Genomic DNA, 21470 nt, shown 5'->3' on the forward strand with positions numbered 1-21470 from the left:
TCAACTATGTCCCCGAACATATGTCAGGGATGTCCCCGGTCTATACACTGTTAAGCCCAGCATCTGCTGAGTTCATTCGTCCTCTCCAAAATTCCATTATGAAGCCCAATTGATACGTATCTTAATCTATGGTTTTCTAAGAAAGAACTACTTCAGCGCATTGTTACATGCTGGGCTTAGCAGCCCAGCCTACGGTTATTTAGTTTTTTTTGTCATAACATATATAGAGATGACGGAGGTGTCTTAATTATTCCTGATTAATATCAGGGTGATTGAATCCAGGTCCTGGTTTAAATTTGTCATGCTCTATACGTATTAGAGTATTATTGCGGAAATATAAGCTTAGTGAGGACATTGTTATCGCGCCATGGCCTCTACGCCATGTGTATCCATAGTCCCAGCGGTCATTATTAAATGTAGGGCTTAATAGACTGGTACCCATTAAGATGGCAACATCATTCTTGCTCATTCCTACTTTAAGTCGGTCAATCCTCGATTTTGGTAATAAGTTTCCCTGCTGGACTACTCGTCGAGACAGATCATAGGATTTGCATTGAGTCAGGGTTAAGGAAAGTATAATTCCAAGTAGAAAAATTATTATTCTCATTTTTTTGCCTATCGTGAAAAATTTCGCCATAATAACACGTCATTTACTGAAAGACACCTAACCTGGAAAGGCAAATTCATTACGGCGAGGGGAGCATTGATGGAAGAAAGTAAACAGCTGAAGAATGCTGGATTAAAAATTACTTTACCACGTTTAAAAGTATTGCAAATATTGGAGCAATCCCCTAATCATCATTTAAGCGCGGAAGGTGTTTATAAGGCTTTATTGGAGACCGGAGAAGATGTGGGGCTTGCCACGGTCTATCGCGTGTTAACACAATTTGAGGCTGCAGGATTAGTTAATCGCCATAATTTTGAAGGGGGGCATTCAGTATTTGAATTAAGTCAGGGGGCTCATCATGATCATCTAGTCTGCATCAAATGTGGCTGTGTTGAGGAATTTGTTGATGAAATCATCGAGCAGAGGCAAAAAACAATAGCCGAACGTGCCAATTTTCACATGACTGATCATGCCTTAAATATTTATGGAATATGTCCACGCTGTCATAAAGGTGGATGAGCTGCCTGTGTGCACACGCTACGATAAGATAATTTTAGTTTATTTTTCTTTCTTGCCCAGAAGAAAATAGGTTCTTATAGAACCAATTCCTTTCATTTCTACAGTTCCACGTGGTTCAACAATAAATTCATCTTGCAGCATAAAAGCCATTTTTTCTGAAATATGGATTTTATTAGGGAGAGAGGTTTCTTCTAAGCGGCTGGCTAAGTTGACCACGTTACCCCATACATCATAAACAAATTTTTTATGACCAATTATCCCTGCGACTACAGGTCCATAAGTAATACCAATGCGTAATTGGAGTTGCATCTTATTATCTTGATTAAAAGACAGCAGCTTGTCTATGATGGCCAAAGCATAATTGGCAATATTGATTGCATGTCGTGTTGTTTGCTCGGGAACACCTGATACAGCCATATAGTTGTCACCAATGGTTTTAACTTTTTCTACGTAATATTTTTCAGTGAGCTGATCGAGCTCAGCAAACAATAGATTTAAAACATTTACGGTTTTTTTTGCGCCCAATTGTTCGGTTAGCTGCGTAAAATTAATAATATCCGCAAACATCACACTGGCTTGGGGGAATTCATCAGCGATACTTTCCTCTCCCATTTTCAAGCGTGAGGCAATTGATTCAGGCAGGATATTCAAAAGTAATAAATCATTTTCCTCATTGACCCTGGATAATGTTTTTAATGCATGAATTATAAAAAAGAGCATCAGTATTGTTGATAGAAATGAGAGTGCGAGGGCTAAGGCGATAATCTTTGACATTTTGGTATCAATTTTTTCATTTGTTAGGAATGTTCGATCATTTACGAGGGTAAAAAATTCCTGTAAGGGCTCCATCACCTGTAATTTTGCCTTCATATAATCAGTATCAAAAAGCATTTTTCTGGCTAATTCGGGATTAGGCTTCTCGATAATAGTATAATTTCCTAATTTATCTTGATATTTTCCTTCAATCAAATTCATCGCTTTAATTTCAGTTTCTGCAAGTTTATTGCTTTGATTTTCTGCTTCAGTCAATAAGGAAAACTCTTTGAGAGTAAAATGATGTTCTAACATCATTGCTGCTAACGATTTTGCTGGACCATAGGATTGGGGAAGATTATTACCAATAATCAAATCCCAATACAATTCATCATAATTTACAGGACGAGGCGAGGTGCCCTCACGTATAGCCAAAGTTTCATTATAGTAGTTACGGTATTTTTTCTCGCCGGTTATCACATAAAGACGAGATAACTCAGTTAAATCATCGGAGCTCTGACGAAGTTTATTGGCTAACACATACAATTGATAACGCTCATTGCTATCAATAACTTCTTGTACCGCAATGTGTTTTAATGCAAATAAACAAACGATTAGGCTTGTAAGTGTAATCGCGAGAAAAAAGAAAAAAAGTTTTAAAAGGCGAGTATTTTTAAGATGGAACTTTTTTAGCACGTTTGTCTCACGTTCTTTGCCAACTTATTTTGAAGGATAGCTCATTTATAATCGTTGAGCTATTTCTAATAACCAATTTTAAATGCTATTCTTTAATGAAGAAGATGGTTGTTTTATTAAGGAATTTTTTTAGGATAAGCCTTAACTAAGTTCAGGGATTAATTAATGAAATTGTTATTTTTAGGCGCGGGTAGTGGCTTAGGGACGGATTTTGGAAATTTCCAATCAAATATGTTACTTCTAACTGATAGTGGCAAGAAGCTATTGATAGATTGTGGCACGGACATTCGTTTTTCATTAACTAAAGCGGGTTATGTTCCCGAAGAGATAGATGCGGTCTATCTTAGCCATTTGCATGCTGATCATATAGGAGGTATCGAATGGTTCGCTTTCCAACGTAAATTTGCTTCGCAGAATGGCGCTCCCCAGTTAATAGCTCATGAACGCCTGGTGCATCCGTTGTGGGAGCATAGCTTAAGCGGCGGTTTGAAAACACTTGATGATAGAGAAGCAACGTTAAGTGATTATTTTGTGGTGCACGTAGTCAATGATGGCGAAATTTTTAATTGGGAAGGTTTAACATTAGATTTAGTGCAAACAGTACATATTTATTCAAATAAAAAATTGATGCCAAGCTATGGTTTGAATATTGGCTATAAGGGAAAAACTTTTCTTATTACCACCGATACACAATTTACCCTCGATCGTTTTAAACCTTATTATCGTGCTGCAACATTAATTTTTCATGATTGCGAAACATTGGATGTGCCCAGTGGAGTGCATACCCATTTTAATCAGTTAGATACATTAGATCCCAAAATAAAAGCAAAGCTTTGGCTATATCATTACAATGATGGGGACTTGCCTGATGCAAAATCTCATGGTTTTGCTGGTTTTGTTCGTTGTGGACAAGAGTTTGATCTCAATTAAAAATGCAAATAATTACCTCAGAAATTAAAATAAGAAAAACTCAGGTTTATTCTTAAAGTTTCATGTAGTTCATTGATATAATGGTCTACTTTTCAAACTGCGATATGGATATTTATGTGGATTGTATGGATTGCACTTTCGCGACCTTACACATTTATTGTAATGGCTCTAATGCTTCTTATTATCGGGCCTTTGGCAATTATGCGCACTCCTACAGATATTTTTCCTGACATCAATATTCCTGTTGTGAGTGTTGTATGGAATTATACTGGCTTACCCCCAGATGAAATGGGAAACCGCATTACGAGTGTGTTTGAACGCGCGGTAACCACCACAGTGAATGATATTGAACATATTGAATCAGAGTCTCTGATTAGTGTCAGTGTGGTTAAATTATTCTTTCAACCTGGTGTGAATGTTGATATGGCTCTAAGCCAGGTCACCGCAATCTCACAAACCATGCTACGCAATTTACCGCCAGGGACTTTACCTCCATTAATTTTAAGTTATAAAGCATCAACTGTTCCCGTATTACAACTTGTGCTATCGAGTGCGACCATTCCTGAGCAAAGGTTAAATGATTTGGGCAATAACTTTCTACGTACGCAACTTGCAACCGTACAAGGAGCGGCACTTCCTTATCCTTATGGGGGGAAAGTACGTCAAATACAGGTCGATTTGGATTTACAAGCAATGCAAACCTATGGGGTATCTGCACAAGACATTAATACGGCAATTCTTGCTCAAAACCTGATTATACCCTCAGGTACACAAAAAATAGGTGAGTATGAGTATATTGTGAAATTAAATGGCAGCCCGCTTTCACCCGTTGAATTAAATGATGTGCCTGTTAAATCAACCCCTGGTCGTGTCCTATATATTCGCGATGTCGCGCATGTGCGCGATGGTTTCGCACCGCAAACGAACATAGTGCGGGTAGATGGTAAGCGTGCGGTCATGATGTCGATACAAAAAACTGGGAATGCATCAACTTTAGATATTGTGCATCGGGTTAAGGCTTTATTACCCAAAGTTAAGGAGATGCTTCCTGCAGGACTTAATTTATCTTATTTTGGGGATCAATCGATTTTTGTCACCGCAGCGATTCATGGGGTTATTGTTGAGGGAGTCATTGCTGCAGCATTAACAGGGCTGATGATCTTACTTTTTTTGGGAAGTTTGCGGAGCACCTTGATTATTACGTTGTCTATTCCTTTATCGATTATTGCCTCGATTACTATTCTTTCTGCTTTAGGCGAGACAATTAATATTATGACTTTAGGTGGTTTGGCTCTTGCGGTGGGTATTTTGGTTGATGATGCTACGGTTGCCATAGAGAACATTAATTGGAATTTGGAGCAAGGCAAAGAAGTAGAGCAGGCTATTCTCGATGGTGCCAAACAAATCGCAATACCAGCACTTGTATCGACCTTATGCATTTGTATTGTGTTTGTACCGATGTTTTTTTTGGGAGGCGTTGCTCAATATTTATTTGTTCCTTTAGCTGAAGCTGTCGTTTTTGCTATGCTCATGTCGTATATTTTGTCACGCACGCTGGTTGCTACTCTGGCAAAATATTGGCTGCACAAACATGAGTTGATGTCCGAGGAGAAAAATAAAGGCCGATTCGCTCGTTTTCATCAGATGTTCGAAGAAAAATTTTCACGATTACGTTCTCGTTATTCTGAAGCATTAGCATGGGTATTACACAATGCTAAAGTTTTTATTCCTTGCTTCTTAGTTTTTGTTGGTGTCTCAATATTATTGCTTTGGCCATGGCTTGGTTCGAATTTTTTTCCTAATGTAGATGCAGGGCAAATTAAACTACACATTAGTGCGCCAACAGGGACACGAGTAGAGGAAACGGCTCGGCTCGTTGATAATATTGATACAATGATTCGACAGGTGATACCTCCTAAGGAGCTAGGAAGTATTGTGGATAATATTGGCCTACCTGTGAGTGGAATTAATTTATCGTACAGTAATTCAGCAACAAATGGTCCGGAAGATGCCGATATCTTAATTTCTCTAAACGATGGACATCGTCCAAGTTCTGGTTATGAGCATCAATTGCGATCTACGTTAAGAGAGCGTTTTCCACAAGTAACGTTCGCATTTTTACCAGCGGATATCGTCAACCAAATTATTAACTTTGGTTTGCCATCGCCCATTAATATCCAGGTGATTGGCTTAAAAAAAGAAGAAAATGCGCGTTATGCGAATAAGTTGATGAGCCAGCTAAAACGGGTTCCTGGTCTTACTGATGTACGCATAAGACAAGCCAATAACTATCCTGAGTTTTTTGTCGATGTAGATCGTAGTTTGGCAAGTGAACTTGGATTTACACAACTTAATGTCGCGTCGGATTTATTAATTACACTGTCTGGAAGCTTTCAAACGACACCCACATTTTGGTTGGATCCTAAAAGCGGAGTTTCTTACCCCATTGTGACGCAAGCTCCTCAATATGTGATGACCTCATTAAACGATTTGCTTAATGTTCCCATTGGAAGTTTAACAACGCCTAGCCAAGCACAGATTTTAGGTTCTTTTGCAAAATTGAGACGTACTTGGACCTCTGTGGTTGAGTCACATTATAATGTGCAGCCAGTGTTTGATATTTTTGCTTCGATACAAGATAGGGATTTAGGATCAGTGGCAAATGATATCAAGCAAATTATTCACGACACAAAAAAAGATGTGCCTAAAGGCTCATCTGTAGTGATTCGTGGGCAAATTGAAACTAAAGAGCATGCATTTCATGGATTGTATTGGGGATTAGCATTCTCAATTTTATTAGTTTATTTATTAATTGTTATTAACTTTCAATCTTGGACTGATCCTTTTATTATTATTACTGCATTGCCCGCAGCTATTGCTGGAATTGCCTGGATGTTATTTCTTACTCATACTGCATTAAGTGTTCCTGCTTTAACGGGAGCAATTATGTGTATGGGGGTTGCAACGGCGAATAGTATTCTTATTATTAGTTTTGCTCGAGATCACCTGGCAATTGAAAATGATCCAATGCAGGCAGCTCTTGAAGCGGGAAATACACGTTTAAGACCCGTAATGATGACGGCATTAGCCATGATAATTGGTATGTTTCCTATGGCATTAGGGCTAGGGGATGGCGGTGAACAGAATGCTCCTTTAGGACGGGCGGTAATTGGAGGGTTGTCTTTTGCAACAATAGCCACACTCTTTTTTGTCCCTTCTGTTTTTTATGTGATTCATGAACGCAAATTGAAGAAGAAGCAAAGGAAGGACCATGCGTAAAACGATTCAGTCGCATTTACAGAACCACCCGCATCGACGACTTATTATTGCGATTGCTGTTTTTTTATTCATTCTTTTAGTCATCATTTTTTTTCGCGTTTATGCGGCAATAAACTTACGGAATGAGACACTGGCAGATGCCGTTCCTATAGTGCGCGTCATGGAAGCAAAACAAGAAGCAGGGGTAGATAAAATTATTTTGCCGGGCAATGTTCAGGCCTGGCACGAATCACCTATTTTTGCCCGTACTAACGGCTATGTAAAAAAATGGTATGTCGATATTGGTAGTCGTGTTAAAAAAGGGGATCTACTTGCCGTCATTGAAACCCCAGAACTTGATGCGCAAGAGCGTCAGGCTAAGGCTGATTTGAATACCGCAATTGCCAATAATCAACTGGCTCAAATTACCGCAAAACGATGGCTTAATTTATTAAAAACGGAATCTGTCTCCCAACAGGAAACGGATGAAAAAGTGAGCTCAGCCGCAGCTCTTGAGGCGGCTATGTTTTCAGCGAAAGCTAATTTACAACGATTACAAGAGTTAGTAGGTTTTGAACAGGTTATCGCACCTTTTGATGGCGTTATCACTGCTCGTGCTACAGACATCGGTGATTTAATTGACGCAGGAAGCAGTTCAACAGCACGACCTTTATTTCGTATTGCTCAAACCAGTCCTTTGCGCATTTACGTCAAAATCCCTCAGTATTATTCTGCACGGATTAAACCCAATATGTCAGTCAAACTTCATTTTGCTGAACATCCTAAACAAGTTTTTCCTGCAAAATTATTTGAAACCGCACATGCTATTGATCCTAAGACGCGGACTTTGCTCGCCCAATTTGTTTCTAAGAATAAAAATGGAGAGCTATTACCTGGTGGTTATACCGAAGTTTGGTTTACTTTACCTATCCCTCCCAAGACTGTAATTTTACCTGTTAATACCCTGCTTTTTCGTGCTCAAGGATTGCAAGTAGCAGTGCTTGGCAAAGACAATAAGATTGTCTTGAAATCGGTTACTGTGCAGCGTGATTTTGGTTCAAAAGTTGAACTTGCTACAGGGGTATCACCGGGCGAGCGAATCGTGATTAATCCTCCTGATTCTATTATGAGCGGCGAAACCGTGCGAGTTGTTTCATGAATAAGTTGTTTGCTGTCGGAATACTTGTTTTTGCTTTGGTGGGTTGTTCTTTGGCACCACACTATCATCGTCCTGCCATGCCAATTCCTGAGCATTTTAAGGAACCAGGACAATGGGTAAAAATTAAATCAACACCAAAAGTCATTGCTCCAGATGCTTGGTGGTTGGCTTTTCATGATCCCGTGTTAAATGATTTGGAAAAACAGTTGAGTGTTGCCAACCAAGACTTGAAATTAGCTTATGCCCATTTTCAGGAGTCGATTTCATTGGTGCAAGTCGCGCGTTCGTATTTTTTCCCTACCGCTCAGGGATTATTCAACGCGGATAGACAACAAAACTCACAAACTGTTGCAAACCCGCCAACGACCCCAGTCTATAACCAATTTTTGTTGGGTGGTTTTCTTTCTTACGAGCTTGACGCTTGGGGAAGTATTCGTAATTCCGTCATTGTCAGTGAAAGCAAAGCCAAGGCAAGCGTTGCCGATATGGCATCAATTCGCTTGAGTTTACAAGCATCACTTGCGAATAATTATTTTGCCTTAAGGGGAAGTGATGAGGCACAACGCATTTTAGACATAACTGTTGTGGCTTATCAAAAAGCACTTTATTTAACGAAAAAACGTTATCAAGGCGGCGCAGCCCCCATCTCTGATGTGGACGAAGCTGAAACTCAGCTTGAAAATGCCAAAACGATGGCCGCTGACATGCGATTACAACGAGCGCAGCTAGAACATGCGATTGCCGTATTAGTTGGAGAAATACCTAGTAATTTTTCATTGGCTCCTGCAAAATCACCTAAGATTTTTCTGGCAATAGCTCCTAATCTTCCTTCAACTATTTTAGATAGACGACCTGATATAGTTGCCGCTGAATCTCAGGTTCTGGCTGCAAATGCAAATATTGGTGTAGCGCGCGCTGCATTTTTCCCCGTGATTGATTTAACTGGAAGTGGAGGTTTTCAAAGCAGGAGCTTAGCAAATCTTATTTCCAAACCCAGTCTTTTTTGGTCGCTTGGCCCTCTGAGTTTATTAACCTTAGCGCAACCCATAGCAGAAGTAACTATTTTTGATGGAGGGCGACTGCGAGGGTTATTAAATCAGGCCAAAGCTCAATATTTTGAAACGGTAGCTACTTATAGACAAACCGTGCTAACCGCCTTTCAGGAAGTGGAGGATAATTTGGTGGCGATTCGCCAGCTTGATAAGGAGTATCAAAGTCAAAAGGCTGCGGCGCGCGCGGCAAAGCGTGCATGGGAGCAGGAGTTGTATCGATATAAAGGCGGGCTTGTTACTTTTCTGCAGGTGGTGGTTGTTGAAAATATTGCATTACAGTCAGAACTTGCTTTAGTGAATATCCGCACTCGTCGTCAAATTGCCAGTATTCAGTTAATTAAGGCTTTAGGAGGGGGGTGGTCTTTAGATATGGGGAAGAAGAAGCCAAGGATCTCCTGATTTTGCACCTATTTTATTATCTCAATAAACGTAGGCTGGACTGCTAAGCCAGTTAGTTGAGATTACCATGATGGTTTTTCATAATGGACATTTTGAATAATAAGAATTAGCTCAGCAAGCGCTGGGCTTAACAGCCCAGCCTACACATTAATCGAGATTAATAGTATAAGAGTAGGTGCCTATGCCATCATACACGGTATCAATATAACGAATTCCGTTGCAAGAAGCACTCACTGATGGATGATTCATTAATGGGCCATCTTTAATATCAAGAACACACCAATTCTCTGAATCATAAGCAACAGTGACATGGGCATAACCGCTACGGCATTGGAATGAGTCTAAGAGCTCAAAACTACGTGGGCCAACGATGTGGAGAAGCACGTCTGCATCGTTAAATCCGCTCACTACGTAGATTCCAGGGTGAGAAGTATCACTTAGTCGGAAGTAATCTTTATAACCGCACCAAGATTTATTATCTGCGTGCGCATTCATCATCATCAAGCTGGTTGTTGCCAGTATCATCCATTTTTTCATTTCAGCGTACCTTTTATTATTATTAGATCCGCTGCGGATTATAGGGAAGTATTGGGTATAAAACAATCACTCTGCTGCAATACCTCCAGACGCGCGAGCATAGGTTGGTTTTGCAAGCCAAATTATGGCAAGTAAGATCATAAAGATCCATGCGGCAAGTTTGAATATATCGTTAGTAGCGAGCATAAATGCCTGATTAATTACAGTGGCGTAGATGACACCAAAACCTTTTAGGCCAGATATTCCTAATGAATGGAGTTTATCTAATGATTGTTGAACTAAAGGATTGTATGCAGTTATTTGTTCTACTAGGCGACTTTGGTGAAATGATTCCCTGTGATTCCATAAAGTAACACTGATCGATGTTCCAAAACTTCCGCCCAAAATTCTAAAGAAATTAGCAAGACCTAAGGCGCTTGCCAAGCGTTCCGCGGGGAGATCTGCGAGTATTAAGGCGATTAATGGGGTAAAGAAAAAAGCAATGCCAATTCCTTGAACTAATCGAGGCTCAAGCAGTTGGATAAAACCCACGTCAGTGTAAAAATTAGATTGCCATAAGGACGTCACTACAAAGACAATAAATCCAAGACTGATAATGATGCGCAAATCAAATTTGCCCATATAGTTGCCCACAATAGGGGTTAAGAAGAAAGGTAGGATTCCTACTGGAGCAACGGCCAGCCCTGCCCAAGTTGGGGTATAACCCATTTGTGTCTGCAGCCATAAAGGAAAAATAACTACAGTGGCAAAATATACCAAATAGCCAAAAGTCAGACTGATTGTCCCAATAGTAAAATTGCGGTCAGCAAATAAATATAAATCAATAATTGGATGACTTTGTGTTAAAAGCCAAATGATTAAAAAGCTTAGCGTGACTGTTGAGATGATTGTTAACGTAACAATGAAATTCGAGTTGAACCAGTCTAAATCATTCCCTTTATCTAATAAAACCTGCAAGCAGCCAATTCCTATTGATAACAATGCTAAGCCAATAACATCAATAGGCAATTTGGTGATGGGTGTTTCTCGACCACTCAAGGTGATCATTGTGAATATTACAGAGAAAATACCTACAGGAACGTTAATATAAAAAATCCAAGGCCAGGTATAGTTATCAGTAATTATACCACCCATAATTGGACCAAATATGGGACCTACAACGGCAGTCATGGCCCATATTCCAGTTGCCAGCCCTCTTTTCTCAGGAGGGTAGTTGGCGAGAAGAATACTTTGTGATAAAGGAATCATCGGCCCAGAAACAGCCCCTTGAAGCACACGGAAAAAAATCAGCATCTCTAAATTTGCCGACAATCCGCATAGCACGGAGGTTATGGTAAATAAGGTGGTAGAGAACAGGAATAAACGAACCTCACCAAAGCGTTTGGCCAGCCATCCTGTCAGGGGGAGCATAATCGCCTGACTTACTGCAAAAGAGGTAATAACCCAAGTTCCATTATCAGGACTAACCCCCAAATCGCCAGCAATGGTTGGAATGGCCACGTTCGCAATGGATACATCAAGAACATTCATAAAAATCGCCAATGACAAAGAAATCGTCATTAATGCCAATCTACTGCCAGTGAGTGGGGCGAGCTCAGCCATTATGCTTTTGTCCTTGGCAAGTACATATCAGATGAGTTCGCATGTAAAATTTCATTAATAAGCGATTCTACCTCTGCAAGTTGTTGTTCAAAAATCCTTGTTTGATAATTAAATTTAGGCTCTGCCGTTTGGGGCATCCGATACCCATCTAAATTACTCACATCAATGGTTACACGCATGGACAATCCAAGTTGTAACGGAATTTTTTCTAACTCATCGGGATTGAGACTAATGCGTACAGGAAGTCTTTGTACGATTTTAATCCAGTTCCCAGTTGCATTTTGGGGCGGCAGCAAGGAAAACGCCGCACCTGTTCCGGCATTTAAACCCACAACTTTACCGTGATAGGCCATTCCTGGATAAGCATCAGCAGAGAGTGTAACTGGTTGGCCAATGCGGATATCATCTAATTCCGATTCTTTGTAATTTGCATCAACCCAAGTATCATCTAATGGAACAATCGCTAACATGGCCGAACTCATGGACACTTGCTGGCCTGGGTGTACATTCCTTTTGGCTATAAAGCCAGTGACTGGTGCTGCAATGGTTGTTCTTTGGAAATTCAGATAAGCTGTTTTCAAATTTGCTTTTGCAGCCTCAACAAGTGGGTGTGTATAGAGATGTGAGTTTTCAACTATTGCCAAGGCTGCATCCAGTTGGTGTAATGATAAATCATAAGTTGCCTGTGCAGCTTCAAGCGCTGTTTTATAATGTTGCATCTCCTCACGGGATACCGCACGGTTGCCAGATAGTCCTTCACGTCGTTTAAAATCGAGTTGTGCCTTAACTAGATTTGCTTTATTTACAATCACATTTTGTTTGGACTCAGCCGCATTTTCAAAGTATTGGCGTACCTGGCGTACCGTTTGCGCTAGATCTGCTTTTGCTCGTTGGAGCGCCACCGCATAATCAGTAGGGTCCAATTTAATGATGACTTGCCCTTCTTTTACTAATTGAGTGTCATCGGTTTTGATTTCAATTACAGTCCCGGGGATTTGCGGCATAAGCTGTACCATATTCCCGCTGACATAGGCATCGTCAGTGTAGCGTTCGAATCGTCCCCAAATCAGCCAATAGAGAAACCACAACACGGCGACAAATAAAAAAATACCACCAAGAATGAGCATCGCGGTTTTACGTTTATGCAAGGTTTCAGGTGAGGGACCACCATTTTTTTGAGACTTGGCTTCAGTTTCGTTTTTTTCTGTCATCGTTTAAAGCTCTCCACCTAAGGCTGCTAATAAGGCCACAAAAGCTTGTTTTTGACGCGTTTGTAAGTTGTACAAAGCAGCTTTTTGTTGGATTAATAATTGTTTTATTTCAATAAGTTGGGTGTAGTCAATAATCCCTTGAGTATACCGTGATTGAAATAGTTTGTAATTGGATGCTGTATTATTTAATGCTTGGTTTTGCGCATTAATTTGAGCATCAAGTGTTTTTAACGCCGATAATTGATCACTGACTTGCTGCAATGAATTTAAAATAGTTTGATTATATTGGTTCACTGAAAGTTCATATTGCGTGTAATTTACCCCTAGGTTTGCTCTGCGTGCGCCCGCATCAAAAATAGGTAAATCAAACGCTGCCGAAGCGTTATCGTTTTGCAGCCATATATTAAAAGCTTTAGTAAAGTAAAAGCTTTGCAAGCTTAGCAAACCTTTTAGATTAATATTGGGAAAAAAAGCTGTTTTAGCAACCTTCACTTGATGTGCTGCTGCTTCAGCTAGAGCACGGGCAGAGGCAATATCAGGTCTTTGCGCGAGTATATTTGCAGGGATTACTGCAGGTAACATAAGCTGTCTCTTGTTATAAACAAAAGTCGCTGTATCAATTTGTGTGTTCAGAGGGTTTTTGCCCATTAATACAGCCAATTGATGCCGTGACTGCAGTTCTGCACGTTTGTAATCCTCTATGGATAATATGGCTGCTTGGGAATTAGCTAATGCTGTTTTTACTGGAATATTGGATTCGATGCCTTGCTTTTCTCGGGCAATGATAATATCCGCAAGCTGTTTAAGTAAGCGCACATTTTCTTTGGCTAAACGTTGTTGGATCATATTATTTTGAATATCGAAATAAGTTGTAGCCACTGCAGCACTCAAAACGAGTTGTGTTTCTGCCAAATCCATCTGTGCAGCAAAGGTTTCACTTACTTTGCTTGCTAAGTTTTCTCTGTTTTTGCCCCAAAAATCCAGCTCATAATTAAACTTTAAGCCAATATCGGCAATCTTCGCCTGATCAATTTTGATTGAATTGAACGGGGGAGGTACTGTACCACGTATTGGAAAGTATGCTTTTTCTAAATAACCGCTGGAGTCTAAAAATGGCCAAAGTGATGAAGAGGCAATTTTGGCAAGATGCTGAGCGCGTTTAACTCGTGCTTTAGCGCTATGCATATTAGGTGCATCTACGAGAGCAACAGAAACGAGTTGATTTAATTGCGGATCGTTAAACCGTTTAAAATGCTGCGCTGCATTGTTTTTTTTAGGAAGCTTGTAAATGTGTTTTGCTGCTAAATCGGCCGCATTAAGTGGTTCTGTATTCGTATGGACTTCCCCGAAAAGGGAGCAGCCCGTTAATGCTGGCGTCATTAAAACACAAATTACAAAGAACGAGCGCAAAATTTATATCCTTTTTATGCGTGAATTGAGTACTGTATCAATTTTTTTTAGAAAATACATTAAGATACTGCATCCTAATATTTCTAACTTTACAAGAATTTGGTCTAGAATAATCTATGTAAAGAGCAATTTTAAAAATAAAAAGAGAGGGGTAGTTATGAATATTCTAAAAAAAGTACTTATGGTTAGTATTTGTTTCACAACACTGGCAATATTAAGTTCCTGTGGGACAGTCCATGGTTTTGGAAAAGATGTCTCTACAGTTGGTAAAGACATTCAAAGAGCATCAAGATAATTTGCTCTATGCTCCCTATAGCAAATGCTATGGGGAGTATTTGCTCAATTTGCCAAACGGCATGACGATGTTCGACGAAGAGTTTGAATCGTTCATTTTATTTCTTCCATTTCTAGTGAATGCCTGATTTTTATGATGAGATTCCCGGCAATGCTTGGATTCTGCGGTTTTTTGTTCCTATTTCCTTTTTAATGTACGGTTGCCATTGCCATAAAGGGATATCGAAATTTTGGGCGTGAAATAACTCATTTAAATGAGAAATTAAGGCTTCTTTTTCTGGTAAATCGGGAGTGATTTGAATGGTAAACTGATTTAAAGCGTGTTGTTGTATGGTATAGTCATCAAACTCAAAAGGGAATGATGCCATTTTTTGGCGAATTAAGTCAGCAAAAATGGGAAACACTTCATTGTTTTGGGTTGCATAACAAATATCACCTATGCGCCCCTCAATTCCCGCCAATTGTGTAAACACCCCAGATGATGGTTCTTCAATTAAGACATCATCTAAACGATAGCGGATTATTGGTTGCGTTGCGCGCAACAGGTCGGTAATAATCGGAACAAATCGTTTTTCATCCAGCCATTCTTTTTCAATAATTAAATACTCTTCATTCATTAACAAACGGTTATTTTCTTTATCGCTAATTGCTAAAAAGCCTTCAGTGCATTGATAAACTTGTGCCACCTGACAATTAAAAGCTTTGCTTATAATCGCCTCATCACGTTGTTCTATAACTTCCGCAACCGCAAATATTTTTTTAGGCATAATTGATAAGCGATGTTTTTCTTTAGCCAAAGCCAGCAACACAGAGGTTGGTGCAGATAAAATAGTAGGCTGCATGGTATTCAAACGGCTTATATGGGTTTCGAAATGCTCCAGTAAATCAAAAAAATGGAATTGAATTTTTTTACTTTTACTTAGGGTTGTATAGAGTCTACTATTTGCTCTGAGGAAAAATGCAATACGCTCATTTCGCTTTAATCCATGGGGTAATGCTTTAGCCAATAAAATACCCGCCCAGGCATCGCGTTCTTTTGCATTGGCTAGAAATAAACCGCGATTTCCTGACGTTCCGGAAGACAACCCAACCGCGATGTCATTAATTAAAGCAGAAAAATCGCGCGTGTTTTCTGCTGTTAATGCCAATTTCAATGCATGATCCTTTTTTATATTTGCCGTATTGATATCATCAAAATGCTGCATCATGATTTTTTTGTTGATAATTGGCCATTCATTTAGGGGTTTATCTAAATAAGGTTGATAAAAAGGCGATTTGGACAAGGTTGTTTTGGCTAACTTTTTAAATCTTTTTTCTTGGTATGCGGATAATTGCTCACGGGTTTTGAAGCGTTTATGAAGCAAATGTGTTTTAAAATAATAATAAAGCAACCTCAGTATCATCGTTGCCCCTCCACAAGACGAGCACGGATGTGTTGACAATGTGAGGGAATAATATCGATCTCTTTATTGTTTTTAAAAAGCTGGTGTAGATTGTTGATGGTTTGCTGGTACGCCTCTTTATTATCATGAATTAAGTAGGTGAACTCACTTGGTAAAATGGATTCCTTAAAGGTTTCTTGATGCCAACAACTGTCTGCAACTAAGAAGGTTTCCTGGGATGTTTTAAAATACAGACCGATTTGTCCCTTCGCGTGTCCTGGTAAAGGAATAGCAATAAGTTGTTCGTCATTAAAAAGATCAAATCCAGTTGTAAATGGAAATAGGTTAGGTCCCAGGACTACTTCATTTTTTAACACAACCAAGCGTTCATAAAAATCTTTGGGGAGTAGTCCGGGTAAAAAACCCTGTATCAATGCTTTGATTCCTGTTTTATCACGGATGTCGTTTATTGCTTCGGCGTGACAGAAGAATTGTGCATTAGGAAAATCGTTTAAACCACCAATGTGATCAGCATGGAAATGAGAAATCACAATACTCTTGATCTCAGAGGCTCGAATGTTTTTTTCTGTTAATTGTTCTTTAAGCGATTTTTTTAACGTCACAGGAGTTAAGCGTCTATAGATGGAGTAAGGAAATTTTTGCGTTAAAGTGTAGAAGCGACTGCTATAACCTGTATCAAAGAGAATATATCCTTGGGTTGGGTGTTTGATTAAAGCACAAAGTGCTGGGTATTCGCATTGCCGCCAACGCCCTTTTTTTAGGGTCATGCGTTCACAGTGTTTACAATGACCAGCTTCGAATAATTGATACTCTATCATGTTCTTTGATACCACATCGCAAAACGCTCTATACCTTGATTAATACTGATTTTGGGTTGATAACACAAATCTTTTTGCGCTGCTTCAATATTTAAAGTTTGTCCCATGCATAAAACTGCTGCACTGTAGCGAGTCAAACGCGGTTCTTTGTCAGTCAATGAAAGGCTATAAAGTTTTTCCAGAGACGCAGCATACATTTTTGCAAGTGAGTAGGGGATAAATTTGGGTTTAAAAGGCTTTTGTAATGTTCTAAAGAGTTCAGAAAGAATCGTGATTAATGCTTTGGGCTCAGCATTGGTTATGTTGTATTTCTTACCACAAAACTGTTGATCAGCTTGGGCTGCGAGAAGCAAGCTTTCTACTACATTTTCGACATAAGTAATGTCGATTATATTTTGCCCAGTACCAATAATAGCTAGAACGCCGTTTTTTTCATTCTGGAGTATCCGCGGTAAAATAGCGCGATCATGAGGACCAAAGATAGCGCGTGGACGTATAGTGATCACATTAAGGCCGCGTTCATGATGGGCTTTATCAATCAGGGATTCAGCGAGCAATTTGGTTTTTACATAATAATTAGCAGGTTTTATAGGTAATACCGCATCTTCCTTAATATTATGTTGTTCGGTGAAATTAAAATAAATACTTGGTGATGAAACATGAATTAAGCGTGTATTTGGCGGTGTTGCCTCAATGATATGTTGTGTACCAAGTACATTGGCATTATAAAAATCTTTATATCGTCCCCAAGGACTTGAAAGCGCTGCGCAATGAAAAATGGTTTGGGCATCGCGTGCTATTTTTTTTAATCGTTCTTTCTCGTGTAAATCAACTGCTATAAATCGTGCGCCGGCTTGGGTAATCATTTTGCCAAGCTGTTCATTACGCCCCAACGCGATGACTTCATGGCCATTTGCGACTAACCGCTGCGTTAAGCTCAGCCCCAGACACCCCGTTGCCCCAGTAACAACAGACACCATCATTAATACTCCATAATTATGCCACCAGTAGCCAAACCTGCACCTGTACCTAGTAATAATACTAATTGTCCACGGCGTAATTGCTGGCTGTCAACTAAAGAACATAATGCAGTGGGAATCGATGCCGCAATTTGATTTCCATGGTTTGGATAAATTGTAATGAATTTTTCAGTGGGAATGTTCAATCGTTTTTGCACATGGTGCATCGCCAGCAAACTTGCCTGATGAGGGACAAACCAATCAATATCATCCAGAGTAAGATTGGCTTTGCGTAAAAGATTTTCCATAAGATTGTCTACTAATTTAGAGGCTAATTTAAATACTTTTTTACCGTCCATATAAAATAGGCCTTGCTCTAAATTCTTTAGAGGATTCTTCGGAGGTAGACGTGTACCACCTGCTTCAATTTGGCAAAAAGTGGAGCCAATGCTGTGTGTTTCATGATGTGCTGATAAAATTCGATTTGTTCCATCACTTTTTTCAAGAATACATGCTGCAGCGCCATCACCAAAAATGGTGCATGTTTCCATATCACGCCAATTTAATCCTGCGGAGGCGATGTCACTGGATACAATAAGAATGCGTTTAAATCGGCCGCCTTCAATGAGATATGAGGCAACATCTAAGGCATTAATGAAGCTAAGGCATGTACTGTTTATGTCAAAACAAGAGGTTCCTGATTGCTCTAGTCCTAATTGTTTTTGAATTAACGCAGCGGTACAAGGAATTGCTTGTTCACTCACCCCACAAGCACTGATGATGGCATCGATCTCTGTTAATTGAATATCAGCCTGCTGTACTGCAATCAATGCAGCTTGTGCGCCCATATAGGAAGTTGTTTCAGCAGGCGAGGCAAAGTGACGTGAAATCAAGCCGGATTTTTTTTGTACACTTCCTTGGGGCAAGTTAAGTTGTATGTCTAGTTCTGAAGACAAAACTTTATTTCTGGGTAAATAACTCCCCATTCCTGTAATTTTTACCGCGAGCATATTTAATTCCTTCAGTACTTCAATTAACTACTCGAAGTTTGCTGGATGGAAAATAATCGACAATCATTATATTATATGGACATTTATTATTCAAATAGAATGCATTTGCAAAGCATCTAACAACGACTAAAACTGTCAACCCTTAGCAATCCATGATAAATTAACCCAATTCATTAAATGATTTGCAAAGGATTGTAGTTAGTGTGTGAGCTGAAACAACATCTAAGAGTATTGAGCTTCGTTTTGCTGAGCACCGTTCTGCAAACCTCTTGTAAGGTTGGCCCTAATTTTCATTCACCTACTCCACCCAATGTTGAAAGATATACCGAAAAACCATTACCTAAAAAAACTGTAAGTACTTCCGGCGCAGGTGGGCAAGCACAAACTTATATCACGAATAAGGACATTCCTATATTGTGGTGGGAGCTCTATCAATCTCCTGAAATTAATCAGTTAATTCGTACGGGCTTAGCCAATAGTCCCAATTTAGCTGCAGCATCTGCTGCTTTACGTCAAGCTCAGGAAAACTTAAAGGAACAAATTGGCAATTCGATGTGGCCTTCAATCGATGTGACTGATTCGATGCAAACGCAACGTTATTCAGGTGCACAAATAGGGATCCCAAATGAAAGTGCCACATTTACCATCTATTATACCTCATTTAATTTATCCTATACCTTGGATGTTTTTGGCGGTGCACGCCGTCAAATCGAAGCATTACGTGCTCAGGTTGATTATCAACAATTTCAAGTCATTGCAGCTTATCTGACCCTGACTGCTAATATTGTTACCACTTCAGTGGCTGTGGCGTCATACCAAGCACAAATTAATGCAACGCTTGATCTGATTAAGACAGAGCAAGGGGTGCTCGATATTTTAAATAAACAATTTCGTTTGGGGGCTGTTTCAAAAGAAAATATACTGACGCAACAAACCCTGCTTGAGCAAACTAAAGCAACATTACCCCCATTACAGAAAAGTTTATCACAAGCGAGACATTCGTTATCTGCACTTGTAGGTACTTTTCCAGATGCACCTTTACCGGTGATTGATTTAGACCGCTTAAAACTACCCATTGAGATACCTGTGAGTTTGCCCTCGAATCTTGTTCGCCAACGTCCGGATGTGCGCGCATCTGAAGCATCGCTTCATCAGGCTTGTGCTCAAGTTGGAGTAGCAACCGCCAATTTATTTCCGCAATTTACGCTCAGTGCTAATGAAGGATGGCTTGGTACCACCTATTCGGGACTCTATATCGCAAAAAATAATGTATGGTCCGTAAGTAACCAGGTATTACAACCCTTATTTCGTGGGGGCGCTTTACTGGCGCAACGACGCGCTGCAATTGCGGCATATCAGCAATCTGCGGCTCAGTACAGGCAAACTGTATTGCAAGCTTTTCAGAACGTAGCAGATGTTTTAAGGGGCTTGGAAGTCGATGCCCGCACCCTGCAAGCGCAAATAAATGCTGAAAGCGCGGCTCGCGCTTCTTTAAATCTCACGCTAAAGCAGTATCATTTGGGGGGCGTGAATTATATAAATTTATTAAACGCGCAACAGCAGTACCAACAGGCTCGAATTAGCCGTATTCAGGCACAAGCTACGCGTTACAGTGATACAGCCGCATTATTCCAAGCGTTAGGTGGGGGCTGGTGGCATAAACCTTGGTGTGTCAAAGAGTGTCTATGATGAAAGAGATATTTTTGAAAAAACAGATGATTATTATGTTGGTTGCGGTTGGCCTTTTGTTTGGTCTGATTTTTGGTTGGAAGGCCTTTGGTAACTACATGATGCAACAATATTTTCTTCAGAATAAGTCGCCTGCAGTAACGGTGTCTACGATGAAAGTTGAGAGTTCCTTGTGGCAACCTACGCTTAAAGCGGTAGGCAGCATGCGTGCACGTCTTGGTGTGAATGTCACAACAGAACTGGCAGGCATGGTACAAACAATCTATTTTACTCCAGGATCTATTGTTAAAAAAGGCACTGTTTTGGTGCAATTAAATGCAGATGCGGAGCTGGGACAATTACATTCATTACAAGCACAGGTTGAATTAGCAAAAATTACTTATAATCGTGACAAGGCGCAATATGCTGTGCGTGCAGTGAGTAGGCAAGTAGTCGATACCGATGAGTGGAATCTCAAAAATTTACAGGCTCAAGTGGCACAGCAAGCCGCAACTGTTGAAAAAAAGACAATTCGCGCGCCTTTTGATGGGCAATTGGGTATTAACAATACCAACCCAGGGCAATATCTTAATGTAGCAGACACGGTCTCGACCTTACAGGCATTGGATCCTCTTTATGCTGATTTTTATTTGCCGCAGCAAGATTTGGCTCAGTTAGAGCTCGGGCAAACGGTGAAGGTTGTTACCAATACTTTCCCCAAGAAAGTATTTTTGGGAAAAATTACTACCATAGAACCTATTGTCGATAGTGCTACTCGTAATGTGCAGGTAGAGGCTACTATCCCTAACCCTGATTATCAATTGAAACCAGGTATGTTTACTCAAGTTGAAGTTGAAACCGGGGCGAAGCAAAGTTTTCTGACTTTACCGCAATCAGCCATTAGTTTTAACCCCTATGGCGATATTGTCTTTTTAGTTAAAGACAGTGGCCAAAAAGATAAAGATAATAAGCCAGTTCTTGTGGTCAAACAGATTTTTGTTAAGGTTGGAGAGACCCGGGGCGATCAAATTGCTATCCTACAAGGCTTGCATGAGGGGGATATTGTAGTAACCAGTGGTCAATTGAAACTTAAGAATGGTAGCCATGTTCTTATTAATAATAAAATACAGCCAAGTAATGACGCATCGCCAAAAATAGTCGGGAGATAGTAGCCCAGACTCAGAT

General features: G+C 39.9%; 19 protein-coding genes. 9 read left to right on the forward strand and 10 right to left on the reverse strand.

Annotation, left to right across the window (positions count from 1 at the left end; genetic code table 11):
* Positions 1–247: 247 nt before the first annotated feature.
* Positions 248–637: an outer membrane protein assembly factor BamE gene (locus tag BGO44_RS15080; protein ID WP_273201138.1), complete on the reverse strand. Its 390-nt coding sequence runs from the start codon at positions 635–637 to the stop codon at positions 248–250.
* A 69-nt stretch (positions 638–706) separates the two neighbouring features.
* Here BGO44_RS15080 and fur point away from each other — a divergent pair, with 69 nt between their 5' ends.
* On the forward strand, positions 707–1126 hold the full coding sequence (fur, locus tag BGO44_RS15085) for a ferric iron uptake transcriptional regulator (protein WP_058509781.1): 420 nt from the start codon (positions 707–709) through the stop codon (positions 1124–1126).
* A gap of 39 nt (positions 1127–1165) precedes the next feature.
* Here fur and BGO44_RS15090 read toward each other — a convergent pair whose 3' ends face one another.
* On the reverse strand, positions 1166–2575 hold the full coding sequence (locus tag BGO44_RS15090) for an adenylate/guanylate cyclase domain-containing protein (protein WP_273201140.1): 1410 nt from the start codon (positions 2573–2575) through the stop codon (positions 1166–1168).
* A 165-nt stretch (positions 2576–2740) separates the two neighbouring features.
* Between BGO44_RS15090 and BGO44_RS15095 the strand changes: the two genes are divergently transcribed.
* The 4 genes from BGO44_RS15095 (at position 2741) to BGO44_RS15110 (ending at position 9373) form a co-directional block, all read left to right on the forward strand.
* Positions 2741–3505: an MBL fold metallo-hydrolase gene (locus BGO44_RS15095; protein ID WP_273201142.1), complete on the forward strand. Its 765-nt coding sequence runs from the start codon at positions 2741–2743 to the stop codon at positions 3503–3505.
* A gap of 114 nt (positions 3506–3619) precedes the next feature.
* Positions 3620–6784: an efflux RND transporter permease subunit gene (locus BGO44_RS15100; RefSeq protein ID WP_273201144.1), complete on the forward strand. Its 3165-nt coding sequence runs from the start codon at positions 3620–3622 to the stop codon at positions 6782–6784.
* On the forward strand, positions 6777–7922 hold the full coding sequence (locus BGO44_RS15105) for an efflux RND transporter periplasmic adaptor subunit (protein WP_273201146.1): 1146 nt from the start codon (positions 6777–6779) through the stop codon (positions 7920–7922). The genes BGO44_RS15100 and BGO44_RS15105 overlap by 8 nt, the downstream gene beginning before the upstream one ends.
* Positions 7919–9373 (forward strand): efflux transporter outer membrane subunit, encoded by a 1455-nt coding sequence (locus BGO44_RS15110; RefSeq protein WP_058509776.1) that lies wholly within the window; start codon positions 7919–7921, stop codon positions 9371–9373. Before BGO44_RS15105 ends, BGO44_RS15110 begins: the two co-directional genes overlap by 4 nt.
* A 147-nt stretch (positions 9374–9520) precedes the next feature.
* Here the strand turns inward: BGO44_RS15110 and BGO44_RS15115 are convergent, their stop codons facing one another.
* The 4 genes from BGO44_RS15115 to BGO44_RS15130 form a co-directional block, all read right to left on the reverse strand.
* Positions 9521–9910, reverse strand: coding sequence for a hypothetical protein (locus tag BGO44_RS15115; RefSeq protein ID WP_058509775.1), 390 nt, complete (start codon positions 9908–9910; stop codon positions 9521–9523).
* Positions 9911–9976: 66 nt separating this feature from the next.
* Positions 9977–11512: a DHA2 family efflux MFS transporter permease subunit gene (locus tag BGO44_RS15120; RefSeq protein WP_058509774.1), complete on the reverse strand. Its 1536-nt coding sequence runs from the start codon at positions 11510–11512 to the stop codon at positions 9977–9979.
* Positions 11512–12723, reverse strand: a complete 1212-nt coding sequence (locus tag BGO44_RS15125) for an HlyD family secretion protein (protein WP_273201150.1) — start codon at positions 12721–12723, stop codon at positions 11512–11514. Before BGO44_RS15125 ends, BGO44_RS15120 begins: the two co-directional genes overlap by 1 nt.
* Before the next feature lie 3 nt (positions 12724–12726).
* Positions 12727–14133, reverse strand: a complete 1407-nt coding sequence (locus BGO44_RS15130) for an efflux transporter outer membrane subunit (protein ID WP_058509772.1) — start codon at positions 14131–14133, stop codon at positions 12727–12729.
* Between the two features lie 157 nt (positions 14134–14290).
* Between BGO44_RS15130 and BGO44_RS15135 the strand changes: the two genes are divergently transcribed.
* The gene (locus BGO44_RS15135) at positions 14291–14428 is read left to right on the forward strand and encodes an entericidin A/B family lipoprotein (protein ID WP_083503906.1); all 138 of its coding nucleotides are present in this window, start codon (positions 14291–14293) and stop codon (positions 14426–14428) included.
* Positions 14370–14555, forward strand: coding sequence for a hypothetical protein (locus BGO44_RS18625; RefSeq protein WP_333664013.1), 186 nt, complete (start codon positions 14370–14372; stop codon positions 14553–14555). Before BGO44_RS15135 ends, BGO44_RS18625 begins: the two co-directional genes overlap by 59 nt.
* A gap of 3 nt (positions 14556–14558) precedes the next feature.
* On the opposite strand, the gene BGO44_RS15140 is transcribed toward BGO44_RS18625, so the two are convergent.
* From BGO44_RS15140 to BGO44_RS15155, 4 genes are read right to left on the reverse strand one after another with little or no spacing between them, the layout of a single operon-like run.
* Positions 14559–15830, reverse strand: coding sequence for a F390 synthetase-related protein (locus BGO44_RS15140; RefSeq protein ID WP_273201152.1), 1272 nt, complete (start codon positions 15828–15830; stop codon positions 14559–14561).
* Positions 15827–16648 (reverse strand): MBL fold metallo-hydrolase, encoded by an 822-nt coding sequence (locus tag BGO44_RS15145; RefSeq protein ID WP_273201154.1) that lies wholly within the window; start codon positions 16646–16648, stop codon positions 15827–15829. The genes BGO44_RS15140 and BGO44_RS15145 overlap by 4 nt, the downstream gene beginning before the upstream one ends.
* Complete coding sequence (locus BGO44_RS15150) at positions 16645–17628, reverse strand: NAD-dependent epimerase/dehydratase family protein (protein WP_273201197.1); 984 nt, start codon at positions 17626–17628, stop codon at positions 16645–16647. The genes BGO44_RS15145 and BGO44_RS15150 overlap by 4 nt, the downstream gene beginning before the upstream one ends.
* Before the next feature lie 2 nt (positions 17629–17630).
* Complete coding sequence (locus BGO44_RS15155; protein ID WP_273201156.1) at positions 17631–18617, reverse strand: beta-ketoacyl-ACP synthase III; 987 nt, start codon at positions 18615–18617, stop codon at positions 17631–17633.
* A 201-nt stretch (positions 18618–18818) separates the two neighbouring features.
* Here BGO44_RS15155 and BGO44_RS15160 point away from each other — a divergent pair, with 201 nt between their 5' ends.
* Together BGO44_RS15160 and BGO44_RS15165 are read left to right on the forward strand one after the other, a co-directional pair.
* Positions 18819–20306, forward strand: a complete 1488-nt coding sequence (locus tag BGO44_RS15160) for an efflux transporter outer membrane subunit (protein WP_058509767.1) — start codon at positions 18819–18821, stop codon at positions 20304–20306.
* On the forward strand, positions 20306–21454 hold the full coding sequence (locus BGO44_RS15165) for an efflux RND transporter periplasmic adaptor subunit (RefSeq protein WP_058509827.1): 1149 nt from the start codon (positions 20306–20308) through the stop codon (positions 21452–21454). Before BGO44_RS15160 ends, BGO44_RS15165 begins: the two co-directional genes overlap by 1 nt.
* Positions 21455–21470: the final 16 nt, after the last annotated feature.

Origin of the sequence: Legionella sp. 39-23 (assembly GCF_001897665.1) — a bacterium.
Taxonomy (GTDB): domain Bacteria; phylum Pseudomonadota; class Gammaproteobacteria; order Legionellales; family Legionellaceae; genus Legionella; species Legionella steelei.